The organism is Sphingomonas sp. PEI4 (assembly GCF_056679955.1).
Genome location: NZ_CM155258.1, coordinates 3,524,118 through 3,544,336 on the forward strand (window position 1 = coordinate 3,524,118; position 20,219 = coordinate 3,544,336).

The window sequence follows — 20,219 nt, forward strand, 5'->3', positions numbered from 1 at the left end:
GATGGCGACGCAGCCGATGCATCTGGTTCACGGCATGGGCACCGCGATGGAGGCGCCGACCTGGCCTGCGATAACCGCGGACGAAGCCGAGGCGGTGCTCGCTCGCTTTCCCGCGGCGGGGCGGATGACCGGGCTGCACTGGCATTCCCCGCGACCGTTCTCCGCGGCGACGCTGGTTCACGCGACCCAAGGCGTGTTCTTGCTGAAACGTCATCACGCTCGCGTCCGCTCGATCGAAGGGCTGGCCGAGGAGCATGCATTCATCGCGCATCTTGCCGGTACCGGCGTTTCCGTCGCCGAAGTGATGGCGACCGCAGACGGCGGGAGTGCAGTTGCGAGCGGCGAATGGTCGTACGAACTCTTTCGCGAGGCGCCCGGCGCGGACCTGTACCGCGACAGCCTGTCGTGGACGCCGTTCTTCACGCACGCCCACGCGCATGCCGCGGGTGTCGCCCTCGCGACGCTGCACCGTGCCGCACGCGATTTTGCGGCTCCGGCGCGTCGACCGCAGCCGCTCGTGGCGAGTTTCACGATCCTGCCCGCAACCGATCCGATCGCGGCGGCCGAAGCCTATGTCGCCGCCCGTCCCACACTGGCCGCGGCCCTCGCAGCTCGGTCGTGGCGGCGTGACGTTGCGAGACTGTTCGGAGCGTTGGGTGGCGGGCTTTCCGTGCTGCTGGCCGCGCAAGTGCCGCTATGGACTCACAACGACTGGCATCCGTCCAACCTGCTCTGGGCAGCCGACGGCAGCGTGCGAACCGTGTTCGACTTCGGTCTCGCCGATCGCACCTGCGCCGTCCATGATATCGCCACCGCGATCGAGCGGACCGCGGTACAGTGGTTGAAGCTGGGGCAGGGGGACGACGCGGCGATTGCGGACCCGGAGGCCGCGATCGCGCTCCTGTCGGGCTATGCGACGATCCTGCCGCTGAGTCGCGCGGACATCGCGACGATCGTCCGCCTGCTGCCGCTGGTCCATATCGAGTTCGCGCTGTCGGAAATCGATTACTTTGCCGGCATCGTCGGCGACTCGAACTCCGCGATGCTGGCGTGGGACGACTATCTGATCGGTCATGCCGACTGGTTCCTGTCCGCAGCCGGGCAGGACTTCCTCCAGCGCATCGATGGCGGGAACCTGGTCCGATGACGTGGTTCGAAATCACCGCCGTCGTCGTCAGCTTCGCGGGCATCTGGCTGACCGCGACGCGACGCATGCTGTGCTGGCCGGTCAATTTCGTCGCCTGCGCCCTGTACTTCAAGCTCTTCCTCGACGTTCGCCTGTATGCGGACATGGTCCTGCAGGCGCTGTTCGGGATCGCGATCGTCTATGGCTGGATCGCGTGGGCGCGCGGCAAGGCCGATACCGGCGAGATCGTCGTAAGGCCGCTGCATCCCGCGCAGGCTTGGGCTGGACTGGCGGCTGGCGCAGTCGGCGCGCTCGCGATCGGTTGGTCCATGAGTCGCTACACCAATGCCGCACTGCCCTGGATGGATGCCGGGCTGAGCAGTTTCAGCCTGGTCGCGCAATATTGGACAGCGCGGCGCCACGCCGCGAGTTGGTTGCTCTGGATTGTGGTCGACGTGCTCTATGTCGGGATGTTCGTCGTCAAGGGGCTCATGCCGACGGCGGGCCTCTACGCGGTGATGATCGCGCTTGCGGTCATGGGGTATCGGCGTTGGCGGGCGGCGTAGCGACGGTGTTGCCGAGGGGGCGTCGACCTCGTCGCTTGCCTATCGGCGCGGATGATGGCAGCCGAGCCGCCATGATATCCGATGCCGCAGCCCGATGACGCCCTTATGACACCGCCGACCGAGACCGTGCTGGATCTTGGCTGGAACGACCATTTCAGCGTGCAGCTTTCGAACGACGAAGCGGCGCACTGCCATCCGGTCCGCGTGATGTCCGTCCACCGCGGCCAGATCGCGGTCGCAGGCGATGGCGGCCAGCGTTTCGTCTCGCCGTATATCCCCGGTGCCTTGCCGTCGGACGATCATCCGACCGTCGGCGACTGGCTGCTGATCGACAACGCGACGCTGGAGCCGGTTCGCGTGCTGCACCGGATGAACCTGTTCAAGCGGCGATCGCCGGCCGATCCACGCAAGGACCAGATGATCGCCGCCAACGTCGACACGGTGTTCCTCGTCGCCTCGTGCAACCAGGATTTCAGCGTCGCGCGAATCGAGCGCTACCTCGTGCTCGCGCGCGAGGTTGGCGTGAACCCGGTCGTTGTCCTGACCAAGATCGACCTGACGGACAGCCCGGAGACGTTCGTGGCGGCGGTGCTGGGAATTGAGCCGGGGCTGCGCGTCGAGGCGATCGACGGGCGCGATCCGGCCAGCGTCGCACACCTCGCGGCCTGGTGCGGCAGGGGCAAGACGGTGGCGTTTCTCGGCTCGTCGGGGGTTGGCAAGTCGACGCTCGTCAACACGTTGCGCGGGTCGGCGAGCATCCTTACCCAGGCGATCCGCAAGGGCGATTCGACGGGACGGCATACGACCACCGTGCGCGAGATGCACCGGCTGGAGGAGGGCGGCTGGCTGCTCGACCTGCCGGGCATGCGCGAACTGCAGCTGTCGGACGCGTCGACGGGTATCGCCGAGGTGTTCGACGATTTCGAACTGGCGGCGCAGGCGTGCAAGTTTTCGGACTGTTCGCACACCGTCGAGCCGGGCTGTGCGGTCCAGGCGGGGATCAAGGCCGGCACGCTGGCGCCGGACCGGTTCGCGCGCTGGCGCAAGCTTGCGGCAGAAGAGAAGGCCAATGCCGCGCGCTCGGCCGGGCGGCGGCCGCATTGATGCAGGGCTCGGTATCCAGGGACGTGAGCGCAGGATGACACCTCGGGAATTGATTGCCGTGGCGACGGTGCCGGGCGGCGGCGAAGAACTGCGCCTGTACAGTCGTGGCGGCGACTTCATGATCCTGCTCGATCGCGCCGAATTGATGAGTACGCGGATGACGGGCTCGGAAGAGGCGCTCGCGGTGATGACCTGTGAACGGCTGGGGAAGCGACTGGGACCGCATCTGCTGATCGGTGGATACGGCATGGGGTTCACGCTGCGCGCGGCGCTGGCGGCACTCGGTGGCGACGCGCGGATCACGGTGGTCGAACTGGTGCCGGAGATCATCGACTGGGCACGCGGACCTATGGCGACGCTGATGGCGGGCTGTCTCGACGATCCGCGCGTGACATTGGTGCAGGGCGATGTCGGCGCGGCGATCGCGGCGGCGCCGTCGATGTACGACGCGATCCTGCTCGACGTCGACAATGGCCCCGACGGGTTGACGCGGACCGACAACAACCGGCTCTACTCGGCGCGGGGACTGGCTGCGGCGAAGCGGGCGCTTGCCCCCGGTGGCGTCCTGGCGATCTGGTCCGCGGCACCGGATCCGGTCTTCGTCCGTCGTCTCGCCTCGTCCGGCTTCCGCACCGAGGAGGTCGTCGTCCGGGCACGGAGCAACGGCAAGGGACCGCGGCACGTCATTTGGTTCGCCACCTCGGCCGATTGAGCGCGGTGCTATCATAGGCGGCGCTTCGATCGCTATATGGCGCTTTGGCGACGCGAAGGGGACATGATGACCGCGGCTTTTCGAGCGCTTCTCGCGATCGTCTTCCTGATGATCCCGTCGGTCGGCTTCGCCGAGGATCAGTTCCGGGTTCTGGTGATCGCGACCCCGAGCAAATATCATTACGAATATATCCCGGTCGCGCGCGACAGTATCGAGCACCTCGCAAAGCTGCATGCGTTTCACGTCGAGTGGACCAGCGACCCTGCGGTGTTCGATCGCGACCTCAAGCAATATGCGGCGGTGATGTTCCTCAATATGCCGGCGGAACAGTTGAGCGAGACGCAGCGTCGGCATTTCGAGGCGTATATGCGTGGTGGCGGCAACGCGATCGTCGTGCACCGCGCCGCGATCATCCCGAAGAACGGCTGGCCGTGGTACGAGAGACTGGTCGGTCGCAGTTTCGTCAATCATCCGATGCTGCAGACCGGCGTCGTCACCGTGGTCGACAAGAGCTTTCCGGCGGCGTTCGGCGTGCCCGATCGCTGGATCTGGAGCGATGAATTCTACGTCACGAGCAATCCGTTTGCGGTCGCCATCGATACGGTGCTGACGGTGGACGAGACGAGCTATGATCCGACCAGGATCTGGCCGGGCCAGGTGGCGAAGCCGATGGGGAAGGACCACCCCGAAGCCTGGTATCACCGGTATGAGAAGGGGCGGGTGTTCGTCACGCTGCTCGGCCACGATGCGGAGGCGTATCGCGACGAGCGCTATCTCCAGCACCTGCTGGGCGGAATCTACTGGGCCGCGACGGGCCGGGGCCAGCGTCACTGACCTCCGGCGCCGCGCGGTCGATGCTGGTTGTCACCCGCCGCCCGCCGGCGTCTTGGCGATCTTGCCGCGGTGCATGACGAAATCGACGTGTTCGAGCCGCGTGACGTCCTGCAGCGGCGAGCCCGTCACGGCGATGATGTCCGCGGTCTTGCCGGGCGCGAGCGTGCCGATGTCATCGCGTCCCAGCAGGTCGGCGGCGCCGATGGTGGCAGCGGCGATCGCCTGCGTCGGGGTGAGGCCGTTCTTCACCATCAGCGCGAACTCGGTCGCATTGTCGCCATGCTTCGACACGCCGGTATCGGTGCCGAACGCGACCTTTACGCCGGCCACGTAGGCACGGTGGTGGCTGTCGGCCATCGCCGCGGCGGCGGCTTCGGCCTTGACGATCGTCGCGGGGGGCAAGGCGCCGCCACGCGCCTGTGCGAGCGCCGCGACCGGTGCGATCTCGGTCGGCACCAGATAAGCGCCCGTGGTCTTGAACAGCTTGATCGTGTCCGCGTCGAGGAAGGTGCCGTGCTCGATCGAATCGACACCGGCCTCCAGCGCCGCGCGCGTGCCTTCGGTCGCATGGCTATGGGCGGCGACCTTGCGACCCAGCGTATGCGCAGTCTCGATGATCGCGCGCATTTCCTCCGGCGTCATCGCCCGGCCGAGCCCACCGCTGACGTTCGAGAGAACCCCGCCGGTCGCGGCGAACTTGATGACGCGGGCGCCGAGCGCGACCTGCGCGCGCACCGCGCGGCGGCAATCGTCGGGGCCGTCGCACAGGTTCACTTCCTTGGCATGCACCATGTCGGCAAATTCCTCGGCGAGCCCGTTGCCGCCGTCGCCGTGCCCGCCGGTCACCGAGATCATCTCGCCCGCGTTGGTGATGCTCGGTCCCTCGACCGTCCCCGCGTCGATCGCGTCGCGCAGCGCACGGATGCCGCGCGGATCGCCGCCGAGATCGCGGACCGAGGTGAAGCCTGCGTTCAGCGTCGTGCGGGCGTTGGCGACGGCGGTCATCTCGTCGTCGAACCGGTCGCGGTTCAGCGCCTCCAGCCGCGCGCGCATCGGATCGCCGCCGATGCCCCAGAGATGGACGTGCATGTCGACGAGCCCCGGCAGGACGAAGGCGTTGCGCAGATCGACCAGCGTCGCGCCTTGCTCGGGCGCGACGAAGCCATCGCGCAACTCCGCCACCTTGCCGTCGCGGACGATGATCGTCGTGTTGCCGCGCGGCGCCTGGCCGGGACGATCGAGCAGCGTGCCCGCGTGGATATACGTCGTGGTCGAGGGCTTGGTCTGCGCCAGTGCCGGTACCGCGACGGTTGCCGCCAGCCCGATCAGCAATGCCTTGATCATCATTCTCTCCCCTTTGCGTACCATGCTCGCCCAACCACGGGGCGGCTGCAAGAGGGCATTGCGCGACGGACGAATGCGCGCTGCCCGGCGCGAATGTTCGATCCGACGACGACTGGTACCTTGAAAGCGCGCGCCGAAATCGGCATCGGATTGCCATGGCCGCTCCCCTGAACATCCTGCATCTCCACTCGTCGTTCGACCTGGGCGGCAAGGAGGCGCGGGCGGTTCGGCTGATGAACGCGTTCGGCGATCGCGCGAAGCACACCATCGTGTCCGCGATGCCTGACGCGTTGAGCGCCCGCGATTCGATTGCGAAGGGCATTCGCTACGAGATCGCGCAAAATCCGCCGCCGCTGACCGGCAAGCCTTCCGTGAAGCGCTACGAGGCGATCGCGCAGTATATGCGGCGGTTCGATCTGGTGCTGACGTACAATTGGGGCGCGATCGACGGGGTGATGGCGCGGCGCGCGTTCGGGAAGGGGGCGCCGCCGGTCGTCCATCACGAGGACGGGTTCAATGTCGATGAGGCTGGCGGCCTCAAGATCGAGCGGAACATCTATCGCCGGCTTGCGCTGGGCGCGGCGCACGCGCTCGTGGTGCCGTCGGAGGTGCTGGAAGGGATTGCGCTCAACACCTGGAAACAGCCCCGCGCGCGCGTGCATCGGATCGTCAACGGGATCGGCACGGCCTATTACGCGCAGAAGCCCGAGCCGAAAGCTATTCCGGGGTTCACGCGTAACGCCAAGGAGGTCGTGATCGGCGCGCTGGCGGGGTTGCGCGAGGTGAAGGATCTCACCGCACTCGTCCGCGCGGTCGGCGGCGTGTCGGGGCGCGTACGGCTCGTGATCGTCGGCGAAGGGCCGGAGCGCGCGAACATCCTGCAGGCGGCGGCGGCGATGGGGATGGCGGACAAGCTGGTGCTGCCGGGATTCCTCGATCGGCCGTACCGCTATATCGGCCATTTCGACATGCTGGCGGTGTCGTCGCGGAGCGAGCAGTTTCCGATTTCGGTGGTCGAGGCGATGGCGGCAGGCCTGCCGATCGCGAGCTATCCGGTCGGTGACCTGAAGCGGATGGTCTCGCCCGAGAACCTGCCGTTCGTGACCGATATCGCCAACGAAGTGCGGTTGCGCGATGCATTGCAGGCGCTGGTGTCCGACCCGGCGCTGCGGGCCTCGGTCGGTGCCGCGAACCAGGCCAAGGCACGGGCCGAATATGACGAGGGGGTTATGATCGCTCGCTATCGCACGCTGTACGAAGACGCCCTGAACCGTCCGGGCGCGCTAACCTAGGTCGTAATATTGCTCGCACGCTGCGTCCTTGCGATATAGGGGGCCGTATTTTCCGGGAGAGGTGACGTCGTGTTCAAGGGCCTGAAGCCTATCGTCTATAACGGTCGGGAAGTCTGGCCTCTGGTTGAAGGCGGCAAGGGTGTCGCCGCGACCAACCACGCCTCTGCCGGCGCCTGGGCTGCGGCCGGAGGCATCGGCACGGTTTCGGCCGTGAATGCCGACAGCTACGATCCCGAAGGCAAGATCATCCCGCAGGTCTACGAGGCCCTGACGCGGCGGGCGCGTCACGAGGAACTGGTCCAGTACGCGATCGAGGGTGCGGTCCAGCAGGTCGAGCGCGCGTACGACATCGCCGACGGCAAGGGCGCGATCAACATCAACGTCCTGTGGGAAATGGGCGGCGCGCAGCGGATCCTGCACGGCGTGCTGGAGCGCACCCGCGGCAAGGTCGCCGGCGTCACCTGCGGCGCCGGCATGCCGTACAAGCTGTCCGAGATCACCGCGTCGTACGGCGTCAGCTATCTCCCGATCGTCAGCTCCGGTCGTGCCTTCCGCGCGCTGTGGAAGCGCGCCTATTCGAAGGCAGCCGAGTGGCTCGCTGCGGTGGTGTACGAGGATCCGTGGCTCGCCGGCGGGCATAACGGCCTGTCGAATGCCGAGGACCCGTTGAAGCCGCAGGATCCGTATCCGCGCGTGAAGGAACTGCGCGACGTGATGCGCGAAGGCGGCATCAGCGACGACGTGCCGATCGTGATGGCCGGCGGCGTCTGGTATCTGCGCGACTGGAACGACTGGATCGACAATCCCGAGTTGGGGACGATCGCGTTTCAGTTCGGAACACGGCCGCTGCTGACGCGCGAGAGCCCGATCCCGCAGGGTTGGAAGGATGCGCTGACGCAGATCGAGGAAGGCGACGTGCTGCTGCACAAATTCTCGCCGACCGGGTTTTATTCGTCGGCGGTGCGCAATCCGTTCCTGCGCTCGCTGGAGGCTCGGTCCGAGCGCCAGATCGCGTTCTCGACACAGGAGGCTGGCGATCACGTGTTCCAGCTCGACGTCGGCGTGAAGGGCAAGAACTTCTGGGTCACGCGCAACGACTTGCTGCGGGCGCGCCAGTGGTTCGGCGAGGGGTATACCGATGCGCTGAAGACGCCGGACAACACGCTCGTGTTCGTCAGCCCGACCGAAAAGGGCATGATCCGCAAGGACCAGGCCGACTGCATGGGCTGCCTGTCGCAATGCTCGTTCTCGAGCTGGGCGGATACCGAGACCAACTCGACCGGGCGCCTCGCCGACCCGCGCAGCTTCTGCATCCAGAAGACGTTGCAGGACATCGCGCACGGCGGCGACATCGATCAGAACCTGATGTTTGCGGGCCATGCGGCGTATAATTTCAAGAAGGACCCGTTCTATTCGAACGGATTCGTGCCGAGCGTCGGGCAGCTGGTCGATCGGATTCTGACGGGGGACTGAGGCAAGGCTACCGAGCACTTTCAGGCTCGGCCGTTGTCCTGCGCACGCAGGAGTCCAGGGTAGCATGCGGCGCTGTTCTTGATCCTGGCCTCCTGCGTTCGCAGGAGAACGGGACGGTGAAGGAAAGACGATGACGTTGCATCTGTGGTGGCTGTTCGTGGTCGCGGTGTTCCTCCTGTCGGGGACCCCCGGTCCGAACATGCTGCACGTGATGACGCGGAGCGTGGCGTTCGGCGCGCGGCGCAGCATTGCCGCGATGGCCGGGTGCCTGACCGCGCTGATCCTCGTGCTGGCCGCGTCGGCGGCGGGCGTATCGGCGTTGCTCGCGGCATGGCCGCGCGTGTTCGATGCATTGCGCTATGCGGGCGTCGCGTACCTGATCTTCCTTGGTATCAAGGCGTGGCGAGGGGCCGGCTCGCCGATCGACGTCGGCGAAGGCGTTCTGCCTGTCACGCTGTCGGCACGGCGGCTGTTCCGGGGCGGGTTCGTGATCGCCATCAGCAACCCGAAGCTGCTGCTGTTCGCCGCCGCCTTCCTCCCGCAGTTCGTCGATCGCGCTTCACCGCAGGCGCCGCAGTTCGCAATCCTGGTGGTGACCTTCGCTGTGGTCGAGAGCTTCTGGTACGGCGTGTATGCGGCCGGTGGGCGGACGCTTGCCAGATACCTGACGCGGCCCGCATTGCGACGTGCGTTCGACCGCGCCACGGGCGTGATCTTCGTCGGCTTCGGTCTGGCTTTGCTGCGCGTGCGAACGTAGCCGGCGAACCGCGGCATTGCCGTTTCGGCCAATTGCGTGCATGACGACCATATTGCGGCGCTTCGTACGGGCAGGCCGCGACTGAGAGATGCTTTGCGCTCCCGCTCCAAGCCGGGAATGCCGCATGACACTCTATTCTATCATCGCAACCGCGGGCGTCACGTCGTGACGACGGGCACCGAAAAGGTCGTGCCGATCTCGCGTGCGGTGAACGTGACTGTCGAGCAGCCGCAAGTCGTCGCGATGTGCAAGAAACATAACGCGATCATCAGCGCGATCGAGACGCTGCCATCGGGCGGTACGCGCGTGGTGCTGATGAATAGCGACGATGCGGCCAAGATCATCAAGGCGTTCGGGTCGAAAGTGATGACCGGGACGGTCACGCGCACGCATTGGATGCGCGCGATTTAAGAGCGTTGCGATCCTCCCCCGCCAGGGGGAGGTGGCTGGTATTTGCCAGACGGAGGGGGAGGCAAGCGACGACCGCTGTTCCGTGTCCTCCCCTCCGCCACCTTCGGCGACACCTCCCCTGGCGGGGGAGGATCGTCCATTTCGTACGACGATCGATCAGTCGGCGACGGTGCCGACGACTGCACCGCCTGCGCCGCCGACGGCTGCACCCTTTTCGACGCTACCACCGGTCGCGGCGGCGACGCCTGCACCACCGGCTGCACCGATACCCGCGCCCTTGAGAGTCGAGCACGCGCTCATCGACACGGCTGAGGCGACCAGCAGGGCGGAAACGGCAAATTTCTTCATCTTGGATACTCCTGTTAATCCGGGGATATCCAACAAATGCTGCACCGCGGCATGAGTTCCGAAATATTGATGCAGATTGTATCGCGGGACTCAAACCCAGCCGTCGAGCACCTGATCCGGCGGGCGGTGGCCGTCTGCCCACATCCGGATATTCTGGATGACCCGCTCGCCCGACGCCATCCGCCCTTCGAGCGTCGCGGAGCCCATGTGCGGCAGCATCACGACATTGGGCAGCGCCAGCAGCCGCGGATCGATCACCGGCTCGTGTGCCCAGACGTCGAGACCGGCGCCCGCGAGCCTGCCCGCCTCGAGCGCATCGACCAGCGCGACCTCATCGACGATACCGCCGCGTGCTGCGTTGATCAGGTAGACGTGCGGCCGCATCAGGCCGATCCGGCGGGCGTCGATCAGGTTGCGGCTGTCGGCGTTCAGTGGCGTGTGGATCGTGACGATGTCGATCGCCGCGAGCATGTCGTCGAGCGAGGCGTGGAAGGTCGCCGCCAGTTGCGCTTCGCGGACCGCGGGCAGGCGCGTGCGGTTATGATAATGAATGGTGAGCCCGAACGCGCGCGCCCTGAGTGCGACCGCCTGGCCGATCCGCCCCATGCCGACGATGCCGAGCGCCTTGCCGCCGATCCGGTGGCCGAGCATCCCGCCGGGGCTCCAGCCTTTCCACTGGCCGGAGCGTACGAGCTTCTCGCCCTCCGCCAACCGCCGCGGTACCGACAGGATCAGTGCCATCGTCATGTCCGCGGTGTCCTCGGTGAGCACCCCGGGCGTATTGGTCACGATGATCCCGCGAGCGCGCGCGGCCTTCAGGTCGATGTGGTTCACGCCGGCGCCGTAGTTGGCGATCAGCTTCAGGCGGTCGCCCGCGCCGGTGATGAGTGCCGCATCGATGTCGTCGGTGACGGTCGGCACGAGCACGTCGCAGTCCGCCATCGCCGCGGCCAGTTCATCGCGCGTGCGCGGCGTATCGGCACGGTTGTTCCGCGTGTCGAACAGCGCCTCCATCCGGTCCATCAGCGTGTCCGCCAACTCGCGGGTGACGACGACCTTCGGGTTCGGACAGCGGCGTGTGTCGATCATGCGGACGGCTTGGCGAAGGTGCTCGTGCCCGTCAACGTCGGGACGTCAACTTCGGTTGAGGAAAGCGGTTCGTCGCGATAGGACGTCGGCTCGCCATTAGGACATGACCATGCGCATTCTCGCCGCCGCGCTTTCCGCTCTTGTTGCCACCGCGCTGGTGCCCGACCCGGTGGCCGCGGCCGATGCGACGAAGCGGACGCTGCCCTATTACGCGTCGATCTCGGCAACGCGCGCTCGGATGCGGACGGGGCCGGCGCGCACCTATCCGGCGAGCTGGCTGTATCAACGCCAGGATCTGCCCATCAAGGTGGTCGCGATCTTCAAGGAATGGCGGAAGATCGCCGATCCCGACGGGACCGAAGGCTGGATGCAGGCGAACCTGCTGAGCGGCACGCGTACTGCGATCGTGCACGGCGCGGGTCCCGTCGAACTCCGCGAGAAGCCCAATAGCGCCAGCCGTCTGCTGTGGCGGGCCGCGCCAGGCGTGGTCGGTCGGTTGAGCCAGTGCGGCGATGGCTGGTGCCGGATGGACGTGAAGGGGCAGGCGGGGTTCGTGCAGATTGGCGGGCTGTGGGGCGTCGAGGCTGGCGAGACGTTGCCCTGAGCCTGACGACGGGGACCAGACTATGCGGATCATTCGAGATGCGTTGGAGAACGCCGACGTCGTTGCGCTGGTCGCGCTGCATCTGCGTGAGGCCTATGCGAACTCGCCCCCGGACAGCGTCTTCGCGCTCGACATGAGTGGCTTGCGCGATCCGGCGGTGACCGTGTGGTCGTGCTGGGACGACGATGTTCTTGCCGGGATCGGAGCGCTGAAGCAGCTCGACCCCCTGCACGGCGAGCTGAAGTCGATGCGAACGTCCCCCGACCGGCTTCGACGCGGTGTCGGCCGCACGATGCTCGATCATCTGATCGCCGAGGCACGCGCGCGGGGATATGGTCGTGTCAGCCTGGAGACCGGCAGCACGGCGGCCTATGCGCCAGCGCGGTCGCTGTACGAGCAGGCGGGGTTCGTCGCGTGCGCTCCGTTCGATACGTATGAGGACACTGTATTCTCGCGCTATTACAGCCTGGAACTACAGGCGCTGCCACCATGCGCCGCGTGTTGACATCGCTCAGTATCGAACCGCGCAGAACCGCGTAAAGCGGAGCGATGGAAACTCTCATCACGACGCTCAAATGGTCCGCCGCAGCATCCGGCGTAATCGCCGCGTTCATGGTCTCGCTCGATTTCGGGCGGCGCGTGACAGGGTGGGGGTTCGTGCTGTTCGTCGCGTCGTCGATCGCGTGGCTGAGCGGTGCGGCCTTGACCGGGGACTGGGCGCTGGGCACGCAGAACATCGTGTTGTTCGGCATCAACCTCCTCGGCGTGTATCGCTACCTGGTCCGCAAGACGGGTGTCTGAGGCGGCATTCTGGGCGGTGTTGCTGGGGATGCTCGGGGCGATCATCGGGAGTTTCGTCGCAGCGCTGGTGACGCGCTGGCCCGACGAGCGATCGGTGATGCAGGGACGCTCGGCGTGCGATGGTTGCGGCCGAACTCTCCGCGCGGTCGAACTGGTGCCGTTGCTGAGTACGCTCGTTCTACGCGGTCGTTGCCGAGGGTGCGGCGTTGCGATCAGTCCCGTGCATTGGCGGATCGAACTGACCGGCCTCGTCATCGGCGTTGCCGCCGGGACGATCGCGCCGGGGGTAGTCGGCATCGCCGGCGCGGTGTTCGGATGGCTGCTTCTGGCGCTGGCGAGTCTCGATCTCGTCGCGTTCTGGCTGCCCGATCGACTGACTATCCTCCTCGCTGCGACCGGGCTCGTCGGCGCCGCGCTCGATATCGACCCGCCGCTCCCCGAGCGCCTGATCGGCGGGCTCGCCGGGTTCGGGACGTTGTGGCTGGTCGCGTTCGGCTATCGACGTTTGCGTGGACGCGACGGGATGGGCGGCGGCGATCCCAAGCTGTTCGGGGCGATCGGACTGTGGCTCGGATGGCAGATGTTGCCCGCCGTCCTGCTGATCGCGAGCATGATCGGACTCGGCGTCGTCCTCGCCGCGCACCTGAAGGGACGCAGCATGGCGGCGGACACCGCGCTTCCGTTCGGCGCGTTGCTGGCGATCGCGGCTTATCCCGCGTGGCTGTTCATGATAGGCCTGACGCCATGATATCGCTCGCTCTTATGCTCGCGCTGCAAGTCGCGACGCCTGCGCCTGCCGCCAATCCGGGGCCGAATCCCGGTCCGGGTCCCCTCGGCGCGATCGGCAAGCAGAAGCTGCCAGCGAAGGGGTGCGCCGCGTATCTCTGGAGCATGGACGCCGGACGGCAACTCGTCGCGATGGCGACCGCCGACCCCGCGCAGATCCGCCTCGCGATCGACGGCAAGACGACAGATTACGCGATGACGACCCAGTCGCCCGCGATCGGCTTCGGCTTTGGCGGCGTTACCCAGTATCGCGGCGGCGACGTGACCGCGACGCTCGACATGGCCGTCGCCGTCCGTGCGGATATCTCGGCAGGCGCGACCGTGACGTCCGCGACGCTACGGATCGATCGCCCCGGACGCGATACCGTCGTCATGCCGGTCGGTGGTCTGATCGGCTGTGTCTGAGGTAAATTTGTTGGAAACCAAGCCGTCCTATGTGCGTTACGTGGACGAAGATGGGGGTGAATCGAGCACGATCGCTGCCTGTAAAGGGGATCGTGTGACAGCTTCGAACAGCCGGCATCATTGGCTCGCTCTGGCGTTGGTAGCGTCGACAACGGGATTCGCGGGCACCGGTTCCGCACAACTCGCCAAGCCGGGCACCGCCCCTGCAAAGGGCCCCGACGCCCCCAAGCCAAGCGATCAGCCGCAGTCGAACGATCCGAGCACCGATGCGCCGATCGTGCCCGATGCCGAGTTTTCCAGCGCGTTGCCGCCGTTGAGCGGCGACCTGAATGCGCCGCTGGAGGCGATGGCGCCGCTGCCCGCTCCATCGACCCAGGCACCCGCCCAGACACCCGCGACACCCGCAACCGCGACGACCCCCGCGACCACCGTGGCGGGCGATGTCCTGCCGCCGACCGGCCCCGCAGATCCGCAACTTGCGCAACCGCTGACGCCGCTGTCGAGCTTCGACACGACCCCGCTCCAGACCGCGGCGGACATCAAGGACGAGGATGCGCCGGACATCCGCTACGAGACCGCGACCAAGGGTCTCGACAAGGCGGGCGACGGGCTCGAAGGCGAATACAAGGCATTGTCCGCGCTCGCCGAGGGCAACGGCAAGGCCGCGAACGCCACGCAGGTCGCGGCACGCGCGCGTGAGGACGAGGCGCTGGCCGTCCGGTTGCTGAAGTCGCTCGGCTATTACGATGCGACCGCGATCTCGACGATCGAGACGATTCCCGATGCCGACAAGACCAAGCCCGCGCGGCTGAAGGCGACGGTCAGCGCACAACCTGGCCGGCTCTATTCGCTGTCGTCGATCACCGTGAAGGCGGACGCCACGACGCCCCCCGATCTGGTTCGCACGCAGTTACCGTTGAAGGTCGGCGATCCGATCGAGGCTGCCCGCATCCAGGGGGCGGAGGCGAACGTCAGCCTGACGCTGCCGCAGCAGGGCTATCCGTTCGTCAAGGTCGGCGAGCGCGACATCCTGCTCGACGACCAGACCCCGACAGGTGCGTACACGTTGCCCGTCGATACCGGCCCGCGCTCGTCGTTCGGCCAGCTTCGTACCGAGGGCGATCCGGTGTTCAATCTCGAACATCTGAACCTGTTCCCGCGGTTCAAGACGGGCGAACTTTACGACAATCGGATGACCGACGATCTGCGCGACGCGCTGGTTGCGACGTCGCAGTTCTCGACCGTGTCGGTGGAGCCGGTCCGCACCGGCACGATCAATTCCGACGGCACCGAGCAGGTCGACCTGCTGGTCCGCCAGAGCAAGGGCAAGCCGCGTTCGCTTGGCGGCAATGTCGGTTTCTCGACCGGGCAGGGCTTCCGCGCGGAAGGTACGTGGCAGCACCGCAACCTGTTCCCGTACGAGGGCGCGCTGATCGGATCGGTGATCGCGGGTACGCAGGAGCAGGGCCTGTCAGGAACGTTCCGCCGGGCAAATGCTGGTCGTCGCGACCGCACGTTCAGTCTGACCGCAGGCGCGAACCATTCGAATTACGACGCATACGACGCGTTCACGACCAGCGTCGGCGTCCGCTGGAGCTACGACTCCACGCCGATCTGGCAGAAGCCGCTGACTTATTATTACGGTGGCGAACTCGTCGGCACGAACGAGAGCGTCTATGATTTCGGCCGCGGCGAGAACGTCCGCCGGACCTACGGCATCGTCGCGTTGCCGGGTCAGGTGCGGTTCGATCGCTCGGACAGCCTGCTCAACCCGACCAAGGGGTATCGCCTGACGCTGAACCTCAGTCCGGAGACGTCGGTGCAGGGTTCGGTAAGGCCGTACATCCGGACGATGATCGAGGGGACGTTCTACTACCCCGTCTCGAGCAGCATCGTCATCGCCGGTCGTGCCAAGGCCGGCTCGATCCAGGGCGTCTCGCGCGACGACCTTGCGCCATCTCGGCGGTATTATGGCGGCGGCGGCGGATCGGTGCGCGGCTATGGCTATCAGCGGCTCGGGCCGTTCGATCCCAACGGCGATCCGGTCGGCGGGCGTTCGCTCAACGAATTCGCGCTTGAGGCCCGCTACCGGTTCGGCGATTTCGGCATCGTGCCGTTCATCGACGCCGGCAACAGCTATGAGAGCAGCACGCCGAACCTGTCGTCGCTGCGCTACGGCGCGGGTATCGGCGGGCGCTTCTATACCAGCTTCGGCCCGATGCGTTTCGATGTCGCGACGCCGCTGAACCCACGCGAGGGCGACGGCAAGATCGCCCTCTACATCTCGATCGGGCAGGCATTCTGATGGCCGAAAACGGCACTCCACCTGCTGGGCGGGACCAGTTCGAGCAGACCGAAACGGTGATCGTCGAACGTCGCCCGTTGTGGCAGCGCATCCTGAAATGGCTGGCGATCCTCGTCGTCGGCTTGGTCGCGCTCGTGCTGATCGTGTTGTTCGGGATCAACACCGATCCGGGCCGGCGCCTCGTCGCGGACCAGATCGGCGGCTACACCACCGCGTCCGGCCTGAACATCAAGGTCGGCCGGATCGACGGCTCGATCTACGGCGCGATGACGCTCAGCGACGTGCGCGTGTCGGACCCCAAGGGCGTGTTCCTGACCAGCCCGAAGCTCGGCGTCGACTGGCGTCCGTTCGCGTTTGCCAAGAATCATGTCGACGTGCGCTCGTTGACGACGCCGCTCGTCACGTTGCAGCGCCGCCCGGTGCTGAACGCGACGCCGACCGATCCCAACGCGCCGCTGCTCCCCGATCTCGATATCGACGTGAACCGGCTGGTGATCGATCGCTTCCTGATCGCCAAGCCGGTCACCGGCCAGACGCATATCGTGAAGATCGACGGCGCGGTGCACATCGCGGACAAGCGCGCGCAGTTGACCACCAACGCCGCCGCGCTGACGGGGCCGGGGATTGCTGGCGGCGACCGCCTCGTGCTGAAGCTCGATGCGGTGCCCGAGCAGAACAAGCTCGACGTCAACGTGAAGCTGACCGCACCGGTCGGCGGCGTCGTGTCGACGATGGGCTCGTTCAAGGCGCCGCTCACCGCGACCGTCGATGGCCGTGGTAGCTGGGCCGCGTGGCAGGGTCGTGCGGTCGCGACGCTCGGTGGCGGGCAGTTGGCGAACTTGGGGCTGACCGCGAAGAACGGTCATATCGAAGTGCGCGGCTCGACGCGGCCCGGCCTGTATCTCGAAGGCCCGGTCGAACGCTTGACCGCGCCGCAGCTCGACGTCGCGATCGACACCACGCTCAACGACCGCAAGGCCGACACGCGGATGACGCTGAAGTCGGACGCGCTCGCGGTCGACGCTGGCGGCCTGATCGACCTCGCGAACAGCCGGTTCGGCAATTTCGCGGTCAATGCGAAGCTGCTGACGCCGGGCGCGATCCTGCCGAACCTGCGCGGCCGCGACGTTAGCGCGCGCGTCGTGCTCGACGGTGCGTTTGCGACGCCGACTGTGGACTACAAGTTGCGCGCGGCAACGATCGCGTTCGGCGACATGGGGGTGGAGAACCTCTATGCCGAGGGGCTCGCACGCGTGAACTCGGACAGAATTCTTGTGCCGGTCAAGGCGCGCGCGCGTCGCGTGACCGGCTTGAACGCGGCAGTCGGCGGGCTTGCGACCAACGTCGCGATCGACGGCGATTTCGCGATCTCGGGCGTCAACGTCCTGTCCGACAACCTCAAGATCCGGTCCGACAAGATCGATGCGACCGCGGTGGTCGTCGCGAACATGGCGACCGGACGCTACACCGGCGCGCTGAAAGGACGGATCAACAACTACCGCGTCGACGGGATCGGCATCGTCAACCTGACGACCGACGCCAAGCTGGTACCGGGGCCGAATGGCGGCTTCGGGATCACTGGCCGGGTCGTCGCGCAGACCTCGCAGATCTTCAACGAAGGCGCGCGCAGCTTCCTCGGCGGTAACGCGATCGTCCGCTCGGACATCGGCTACAGTCCCGAGGGCATCGTCACGTTCCGCAATCTTCGGATGAACGCGCCACAGTTCCGCGTCACGCGCGGCGAAGGCCGGTTCGATCCGGCCACCGGCGCCGTTCTCGTGAATGCCGATGCGTATTCCACAGCGTACGGCCCGCTGTCCGCCCGCGTGACGGGCAGCGCGACCGCGCCGGTCGTCGTCCTGCGCGCACCGCGTCCAGGCGTCGGAGTCGGGCTCGTCAACCTGAACGCGCGGATCGTCGGCCGCGGTGGCGCCTATGCCGTCACCGCCAGCGGCGGCACCAATTACGGGCCGTTCACCGCCGACGTGCTGGTCAAGCCGGGCACCCAACTCGCGGTCGACGTGCGCCGCGTGGTGTTCGCCGGGATCGTCGGCAGCGGCCGGATCGTGCAGACCGCCGCAGGTCCGTTTGCGGGCGCCCTCCAGTTTGCCGGTCAGGGCCTTTCGGGCAATGTCCGCTTGGCCAACCAAGGCGGCTATCAGCGCGCCGACGTTGCCGCGCGGGCCAATGGCGCCAAGATCCCCGGCATGGTCGACTTCACCATCGGCCGCGCGATCATCTCGGCGAGCGCAGTCCTGACGCCGACGCCGCAGATCGTGGCGGACGCGCAGATCGCCGACATGCGTTACGGCGCGATCGTTCTCTCCGCGGCGCGCGCGAAGGTGAACTACGTCGGCGGTAACGGCACCGCGCAGGCATTGCTGACCGGTTCGAACGGCGTACCGTTCCGCCTCGCGGTCAACGCCAAGCTCAGCCCCAACAATTACCTCGTCGCGGCACGGGGCCAGGCGAACGGCATCGACTTCCGCACCGTCAATCCGGCACGCATCCAGGCGGTGAAGGGCTTGTATCGCCTGTCGCCGACGCGGATCGATTTCGGTGGCGCAGGCGGCGGCTCGGCGCGTCTGGCAGGCAGCTATGGCCGCGGCACGAACGCGCAGGTCCGGCTCGATCGCCTGGACCTGTCGACGCTCTCCGCACTGGTCCCGAACCTCGGCATCGGCGGCAAGGCAACGGGCAGCCTCGACTTCTCGCAAGCGAACTCGGCCGCTCTGCCGACCGCGGACGCGCGCGTGACCGTCACCAACTTCACCCGCTCAGGCCTCGCCGCCGTTTCCGACCCGGTTGACATCGTGTTCGCCGGGACGCTTGGCGGTGAGGGGGGTACCGGCCGCGCGCTGGTGCGCCGCGGCACGTCCGTCATCGGCCGCATGGTTGCGAACCTGCGGCCGCTACCGGCCGGCAATGGCTCGTGGAGCACGCGCCTCATGGCAGCGCCGCTCTCGGGCGGCATCCGCTATAACGGCCCGTCCGCAGTGCTGTTCAGCTTTGCCGCGATCCCCAACCAGCAACTGTCGGGGCCGATCGCGGTTGCCGCCGACTTCTCGGGACGTCTGCAGGCACCGCAACTGAACGGCGTCGTTCGTGCCGACAACCTGACCTACGACAACGAGACCTATGGCACGCGTCTGTCGCAGATGCGGATCGCCGGACGGTTCTCGAACACCGACCTGCAACTGACGCAGCTCAACGCGAAGGCCGGCGACGGTACCGTGCAGGCGCAGGGCATGATCGGGTTCGCGGCGGACAGCGGTTTCCCGATCGACCTCCGCGCGACGCTGAACAATGCGCAGCTCGCCAAGAGCGACGCGATCAGCGCGACCACGACGGGTACGGTGCGCCTCACCAACGGGCGTGACGGTGGCCTGATCCAGGGCGATCTCCTGATCCCCGAGGCACGCTACCAGATCATCCGCCAGGGCCAGGCCGAGGTTCCCGAACTGACCGGCGTCCGCCGCAAGAGCGATATTCGCACGCCGCTTTCGACCGATCGCTCGCAGGTGCCCGAGGTCGGCAAGTTCAAGCTCGACCTCCGCGTGCGTGCGCCGAACCAGCTGTTCGTCTCGGGCATGGGCCTCGAATCCGAATGGGAGATGGACATGCGGATCGGCGGCACCTCCGCCGCGCCGATCGTGACGGGCGGGCTCGACATCGTGCGCGGCACGTATTCGTTCTCGGGCAAGCGGTTCGAGGTCACCAAGGGCCAGATCCGCTTCCGTGGCGGCGCGCTGACCGATCCGGACATCAATATCCAGGCGTCCACCACGACCAGCGACATCACCGTCATCATCAACGTCACGGGTACCGGCCAGCGTCCGCAGATCGCCTTTACGTCGACGCCGGTGTTGCCGCAGGACGAGGTGCTCAGCCGCCTGTTGTTCGGGTCGAGCCCGGCCAATCTCTCGGCGACCGAGGCGATCCAGCTAGCGTCCGCGCTGAACTCTCTGCGCGGGTCGGGCGGCGGTGGTCTGAACCCGCTTGGCAAGCTGCGCTCGGCAACCGGGTTCGACCGGTTGCGCGTACTCGGCGCCGACGAGGCAAGCGGGCGTGGCACCAGCCTGGCCGCCGGCAAGTACATCACGAAGAACATCTATGTGGAGATCGTGACCGACGCGAAGGGCTTCACCTCGACCCAGCTCGAGATCGCGCTGACCAGGGCGCTCAGCCTGTTGTCGGCAGCGGGATCGAGCGGCGGGCAGAGCGCCAGCGTCAAATATACGAAGGACTATTGAGTTCGGAAC

The 20,219-nt window shown here is 66.8% G+C and carries 19 protein-coding genes; 16 read left to right on the plus strand and 3 right to left on the minus strand.

The window, feature by feature from the left end; all coding sequences use genetic code 11:
* Window position 1 precedes the first annotated feature (1 nt).
* From AC1MLZ_RS16330 to AC1MLZ_RS16350, 5 genes are all read left to right on the plus strand, one after another.
* Window positions 2-1,147: a phosphotransferase enzyme family protein gene (locus AC1MLZ_RS16330; protein WP_480959392.1), complete on the plus strand. Its 1,146-nt coding sequence runs from the start codon at window positions 2-4 to the stop codon at window positions 1,145-1,147.
* Window positions 1,144-1,692: a nicotinamide riboside transporter PnuC gene (gene pnuC, locus AC1MLZ_RS16335; RefSeq protein WP_480959393.1), complete on the plus strand. Its 549-nt coding sequence runs from the start codon at window positions 1,144-1,146 to the stop codon at window positions 1,690-1,692. The genes AC1MLZ_RS16330 and pnuC overlap by 4 nt, the downstream gene beginning before the upstream one ends.
* A 105-nt stretch (window positions 1,693-1,797) precedes the next feature.
* A complete protein-coding gene (rsgA, locus tag AC1MLZ_RS16340; protein ID WP_480959394.1) occupies window positions 1,798-2,796 on the plus strand; it encodes a ribosome small subunit-dependent GTPase A in 999 nt (332 codons plus the stop codon).
* Window positions 2,797-2,830: 34 nt separating this feature from the next.
* Entirely contained in the window at window positions 2,831-3,508 is a 678-nt protein-coding gene (locus AC1MLZ_RS16345; RefSeq protein ID WP_480959395.1) for a spermidine synthase, read from the plus strand.
* Between the two features lie 66 nt (window positions 3,509-3,574).
* Window positions 3,575-4,342, plus strand: a complete 768-nt coding sequence (locus AC1MLZ_RS16350) for a ThuA domain-containing protein (protein ID WP_480959396.1) — start codon at window positions 3,575-3,577, stop codon at window positions 4,340-4,342.
* Window positions 4,343-4,372: 30 nt separating this feature from the next.
* Here the strand turns inward: AC1MLZ_RS16350 and AC1MLZ_RS16355 are convergent, their stop codons facing one another.
* Window positions 4,373-5,689 (minus strand): metal-dependent hydrolase family protein, encoded by a 1,317-nt coding sequence (locus tag AC1MLZ_RS16355; protein WP_480959397.1) that lies wholly within the window; start codon window positions 5,687-5,689, stop codon window positions 4,373-4,375.
* A gap of 152 nt (window positions 5,690-5,841) precedes the next feature.
* On the opposite strand from AC1MLZ_RS16355, the gene AC1MLZ_RS16360 reads away from it, so the two are divergent.
* The 4 genes from AC1MLZ_RS16360 to AC1MLZ_RS16375 all read left to right on the plus strand — a co-directional run bounded on the left by AC1MLZ_RS16360 (window position 5,842) and on the right by AC1MLZ_RS16375 (window position 9,619).
* Window positions 5,842-6,978, plus strand: coding sequence for a glycosyltransferase (locus AC1MLZ_RS16360; protein ID WP_480959398.1), 1,137 nt, complete (start codon window positions 5,842-5,844; stop codon window positions 6,976-6,978).
* A gap of 69 nt (window positions 6,979-7,047) precedes the next feature.
* Window positions 7,048-8,451: an NAD(P)H-dependent flavin oxidoreductase gene (locus tag AC1MLZ_RS16365; RefSeq protein ID WP_480959399.1), complete on the plus strand. Its 1,404-nt coding sequence runs from the start codon at window positions 7,048-7,050 to the stop codon at window positions 8,449-8,451.
* A 130-nt stretch (window positions 8,452-8,581) separates the two neighbouring features.
* Entirely contained in the window at window positions 8,582-9,208 is a 627-nt protein-coding gene (locus AC1MLZ_RS16370; protein ID WP_480959400.1) for a LysE family translocator, read from the plus strand.
* Between the two features lie 117 nt (window positions 9,209-9,325).
* Complete coding sequence (locus AC1MLZ_RS16375; protein WP_480959401.1) at window positions 9,326-9,619, plus strand: hypothetical protein; 294 nt, start codon at window positions 9,326-9,328, stop codon at window positions 9,617-9,619.
* Window positions 9,620-9,775: 156 nt separating this feature from the next.
* Here the strand turns inward: AC1MLZ_RS16375 and AC1MLZ_RS16380 are convergent, their stop codons facing one another.
* Both AC1MLZ_RS16380 and AC1MLZ_RS16385 read right to left on the minus strand, forming a co-directional pair.
* On the minus strand, window positions 9,776-9,967 hold the full coding sequence (locus AC1MLZ_RS16380; protein ID WP_093399163.1) for a hypothetical protein: 192 nt from the start codon (window positions 9,965-9,967) through the stop codon (window positions 9,776-9,778).
* Window positions 9,968-10,057: 90 nt separating this feature from the next.
* Entirely contained in the window at window positions 10,058-11,056 is a 999-nt protein-coding gene (locus tag AC1MLZ_RS16385) for a 2-hydroxyacid dehydrogenase (protein ID WP_480959402.1), read from the minus strand.
* Between the two features lie 103 nt (window positions 11,057-11,159).
* Here AC1MLZ_RS16385 and AC1MLZ_RS16390 point away from each other — a divergent pair, with 103 nt between their 5' ends.
* The 7 genes from AC1MLZ_RS16390 to AC1MLZ_RS16420 all read left to right on the plus strand — a co-directional run bounded on the left by AC1MLZ_RS16390 (window position 11,160) and on the right by AC1MLZ_RS16420 (window position 20,210).
* Window positions 11,160-11,660 (plus strand): SH3 domain-containing protein, encoded by a 501-nt coding sequence (locus AC1MLZ_RS16390; RefSeq protein ID WP_480959403.1) that lies wholly within the window; start codon window positions 11,160-11,162, stop codon window positions 11,658-11,660.
* 22 nt (window positions 11,661-11,682) lie between these two features.
* On the plus strand, window positions 11,683-12,165 hold the full coding sequence (locus AC1MLZ_RS16395; RefSeq protein WP_480959404.1) for a GNAT family N-acetyltransferase: 483 nt from the start codon (window positions 11,683-11,685) through the stop codon (window positions 12,163-12,165).
* Between the two features lie 44 nt (window positions 12,166-12,209).
* The gene (locus AC1MLZ_RS16400; RefSeq protein ID WP_107963586.1) at window positions 12,210-12,461 is read left to right on the plus strand and encodes a hypothetical protein; all 252 of its coding nucleotides are present in this window, start codon (window positions 12,210-12,212) and stop codon (window positions 12,459-12,461) included.
* A 28-nt stretch (window positions 12,462-12,489) separates the two neighbouring features.
* The gene (locus AC1MLZ_RS16405) at window positions 12,490-13,209 is read left to right on the plus strand and encodes a prepilin peptidase (RefSeq protein WP_480961591.1); all 720 of its coding nucleotides are present in this window, start codon (window positions 12,490-12,492) and stop codon (window positions 13,207-13,209) included.
* On the plus strand, window positions 13,206-13,652 hold the full coding sequence (locus tag AC1MLZ_RS16410; RefSeq protein WP_480959405.1) for a hypothetical protein: 447 nt from the start codon (window positions 13,206-13,208) through the stop codon (window positions 13,650-13,652). Before AC1MLZ_RS16405 ends, AC1MLZ_RS16410 begins: the two co-directional genes overlap by 4 nt.
* A gap of 94 nt (window positions 13,653-13,746) precedes the next feature.
* Window positions 13,747-15,957: an autotransporter assembly complex protein TamA gene (locus AC1MLZ_RS16415; RefSeq protein WP_480959406.1), complete on the plus strand. Its 2,211-nt coding sequence runs from the start codon at window positions 13,747-13,749 to the stop codon at window positions 15,955-15,957.
* On the plus strand, window positions 15,957-20,210 hold the full coding sequence (locus tag AC1MLZ_RS16420; RefSeq protein ID WP_480959407.1) for a translocation/assembly module TamB domain-containing protein: 4,254 nt from the start codon (window positions 15,957-15,959) through the stop codon (window positions 20,208-20,210). Before AC1MLZ_RS16415 ends, AC1MLZ_RS16420 begins: the two co-directional genes overlap by 1 nt.
* Window positions 20,211-20,219 lie beyond the last annotated feature (9 nt).

Excerpts from the sequence above, each read along its gene's own strand:
- AC1MLZ_RS16350 (WP_480959396.1), top strand. The coding sequence starts at position 3,575 with ATGACCGCGGCTTTTCGAGCGCTTCTCGCGATCGTCTTCCTGATGATC.
- AC1MLZ_RS16420 (WP_480959407.1), top strand. The coding sequence starts at position 15,957 with ATGGCCGAAAACGGCACTCCACCTGCTGGGCGGGACCAGTTCGAGCAG.
- AC1MLZ_RS16385 (WP_480959402.1), bottom strand. The coding sequence starts at position 11,056 with ATGATCGACACACGCCGCTGTCCGAACCCGAAGGTCGTCGTCACCCGC.
- AC1MLZ_RS16410 (WP_480959405.1), top strand. The coding sequence starts at position 13,206 with ATGATATCGCTCGCTCTTATGCTCGCGCTGCAAGTCGCGACGCCTGCG.
- AC1MLZ_RS16370 (WP_480959400.1), top strand. The coding sequence starts at position 8,582 with ATGACGTTGCATCTGTGGTGGCTGTTCGTGGTCGCGGTGTTCCTCCTG.
- AC1MLZ_RS16375 (WP_480959401.1), top strand. The coding sequence starts at position 9,326 with ATGCCGCATGACACTCTATTCTATCATCGCAACCGCGGGCGTCACGTC.
- AC1MLZ_RS16360 (WP_480959398.1), top strand. The coding sequence starts at position 5,842 with ATGGCCGCTCCCCTGAACATCCTGCATCTCCACTCGTCGTTCGACCTG.
- AC1MLZ_RS16355 (WP_480959397.1), bottom strand. The coding sequence starts at position 5,689 with ATGATGATCAAGGCATTGCTGATCGGGCTGGCGGCAACCGTCGCGGTA.
- AC1MLZ_RS16395 (WP_480959404.1), top strand. The coding sequence starts at position 11,683 with ATGCGGATCATTCGAGATGCGTTGGAGAACGCCGACGTCGTTGCGCTG.
- AC1MLZ_RS16405 (WP_480961591.1), top strand. The coding sequence starts at position 12,490 with ATGCTCGGGGCGATCATCGGGAGTTTCGTCGCAGCGCTGGTGACGCGC.
- rsgA (WP_480959394.1), top strand. The coding sequence starts at position 1,798 with ATGACACCGCCGACCGAGACCGTGCTGGATCTTGGCTGGAACGACCAT.
- AC1MLZ_RS16380 (WP_093399163.1), bottom strand. The coding sequence starts at position 9,967 with ATGAAGAAATTTGCCGTTTCCGCCCTGCTGGTCGCCTCAGCCGTGTCG.
- AC1MLZ_RS16400 (WP_107963586.1), top strand. The coding sequence starts at position 12,210 with ATGGAAACTCTCATCACGACGCTCAAATGGTCCGCCGCAGCATCCGGC.
- AC1MLZ_RS16390 (WP_480959403.1), top strand. The coding sequence starts at position 11,160 with ATGACCATGCGCATTCTCGCCGCCGCGCTTTCCGCTCTTGTTGCCACC.
- pnuC (WP_480959393.1), top strand. The coding sequence starts at position 1,144 with ATGACGTGGTTCGAAATCACCGCCGTCGTCGTCAGCTTCGCGGGCATC.
- AC1MLZ_RS16345 (WP_480959395.1), top strand. The coding sequence starts at position 2,831 with ATGACACCTCGGGAATTGATTGCCGTGGCGACGGTGCCGGGCGGCGGC.
- AC1MLZ_RS16330 (WP_480959392.1), top strand. The coding sequence starts at position 2 with ATGGCGACGCAGCCGATGCATCTGGTTCACGGCATGGGCACCGCGATG.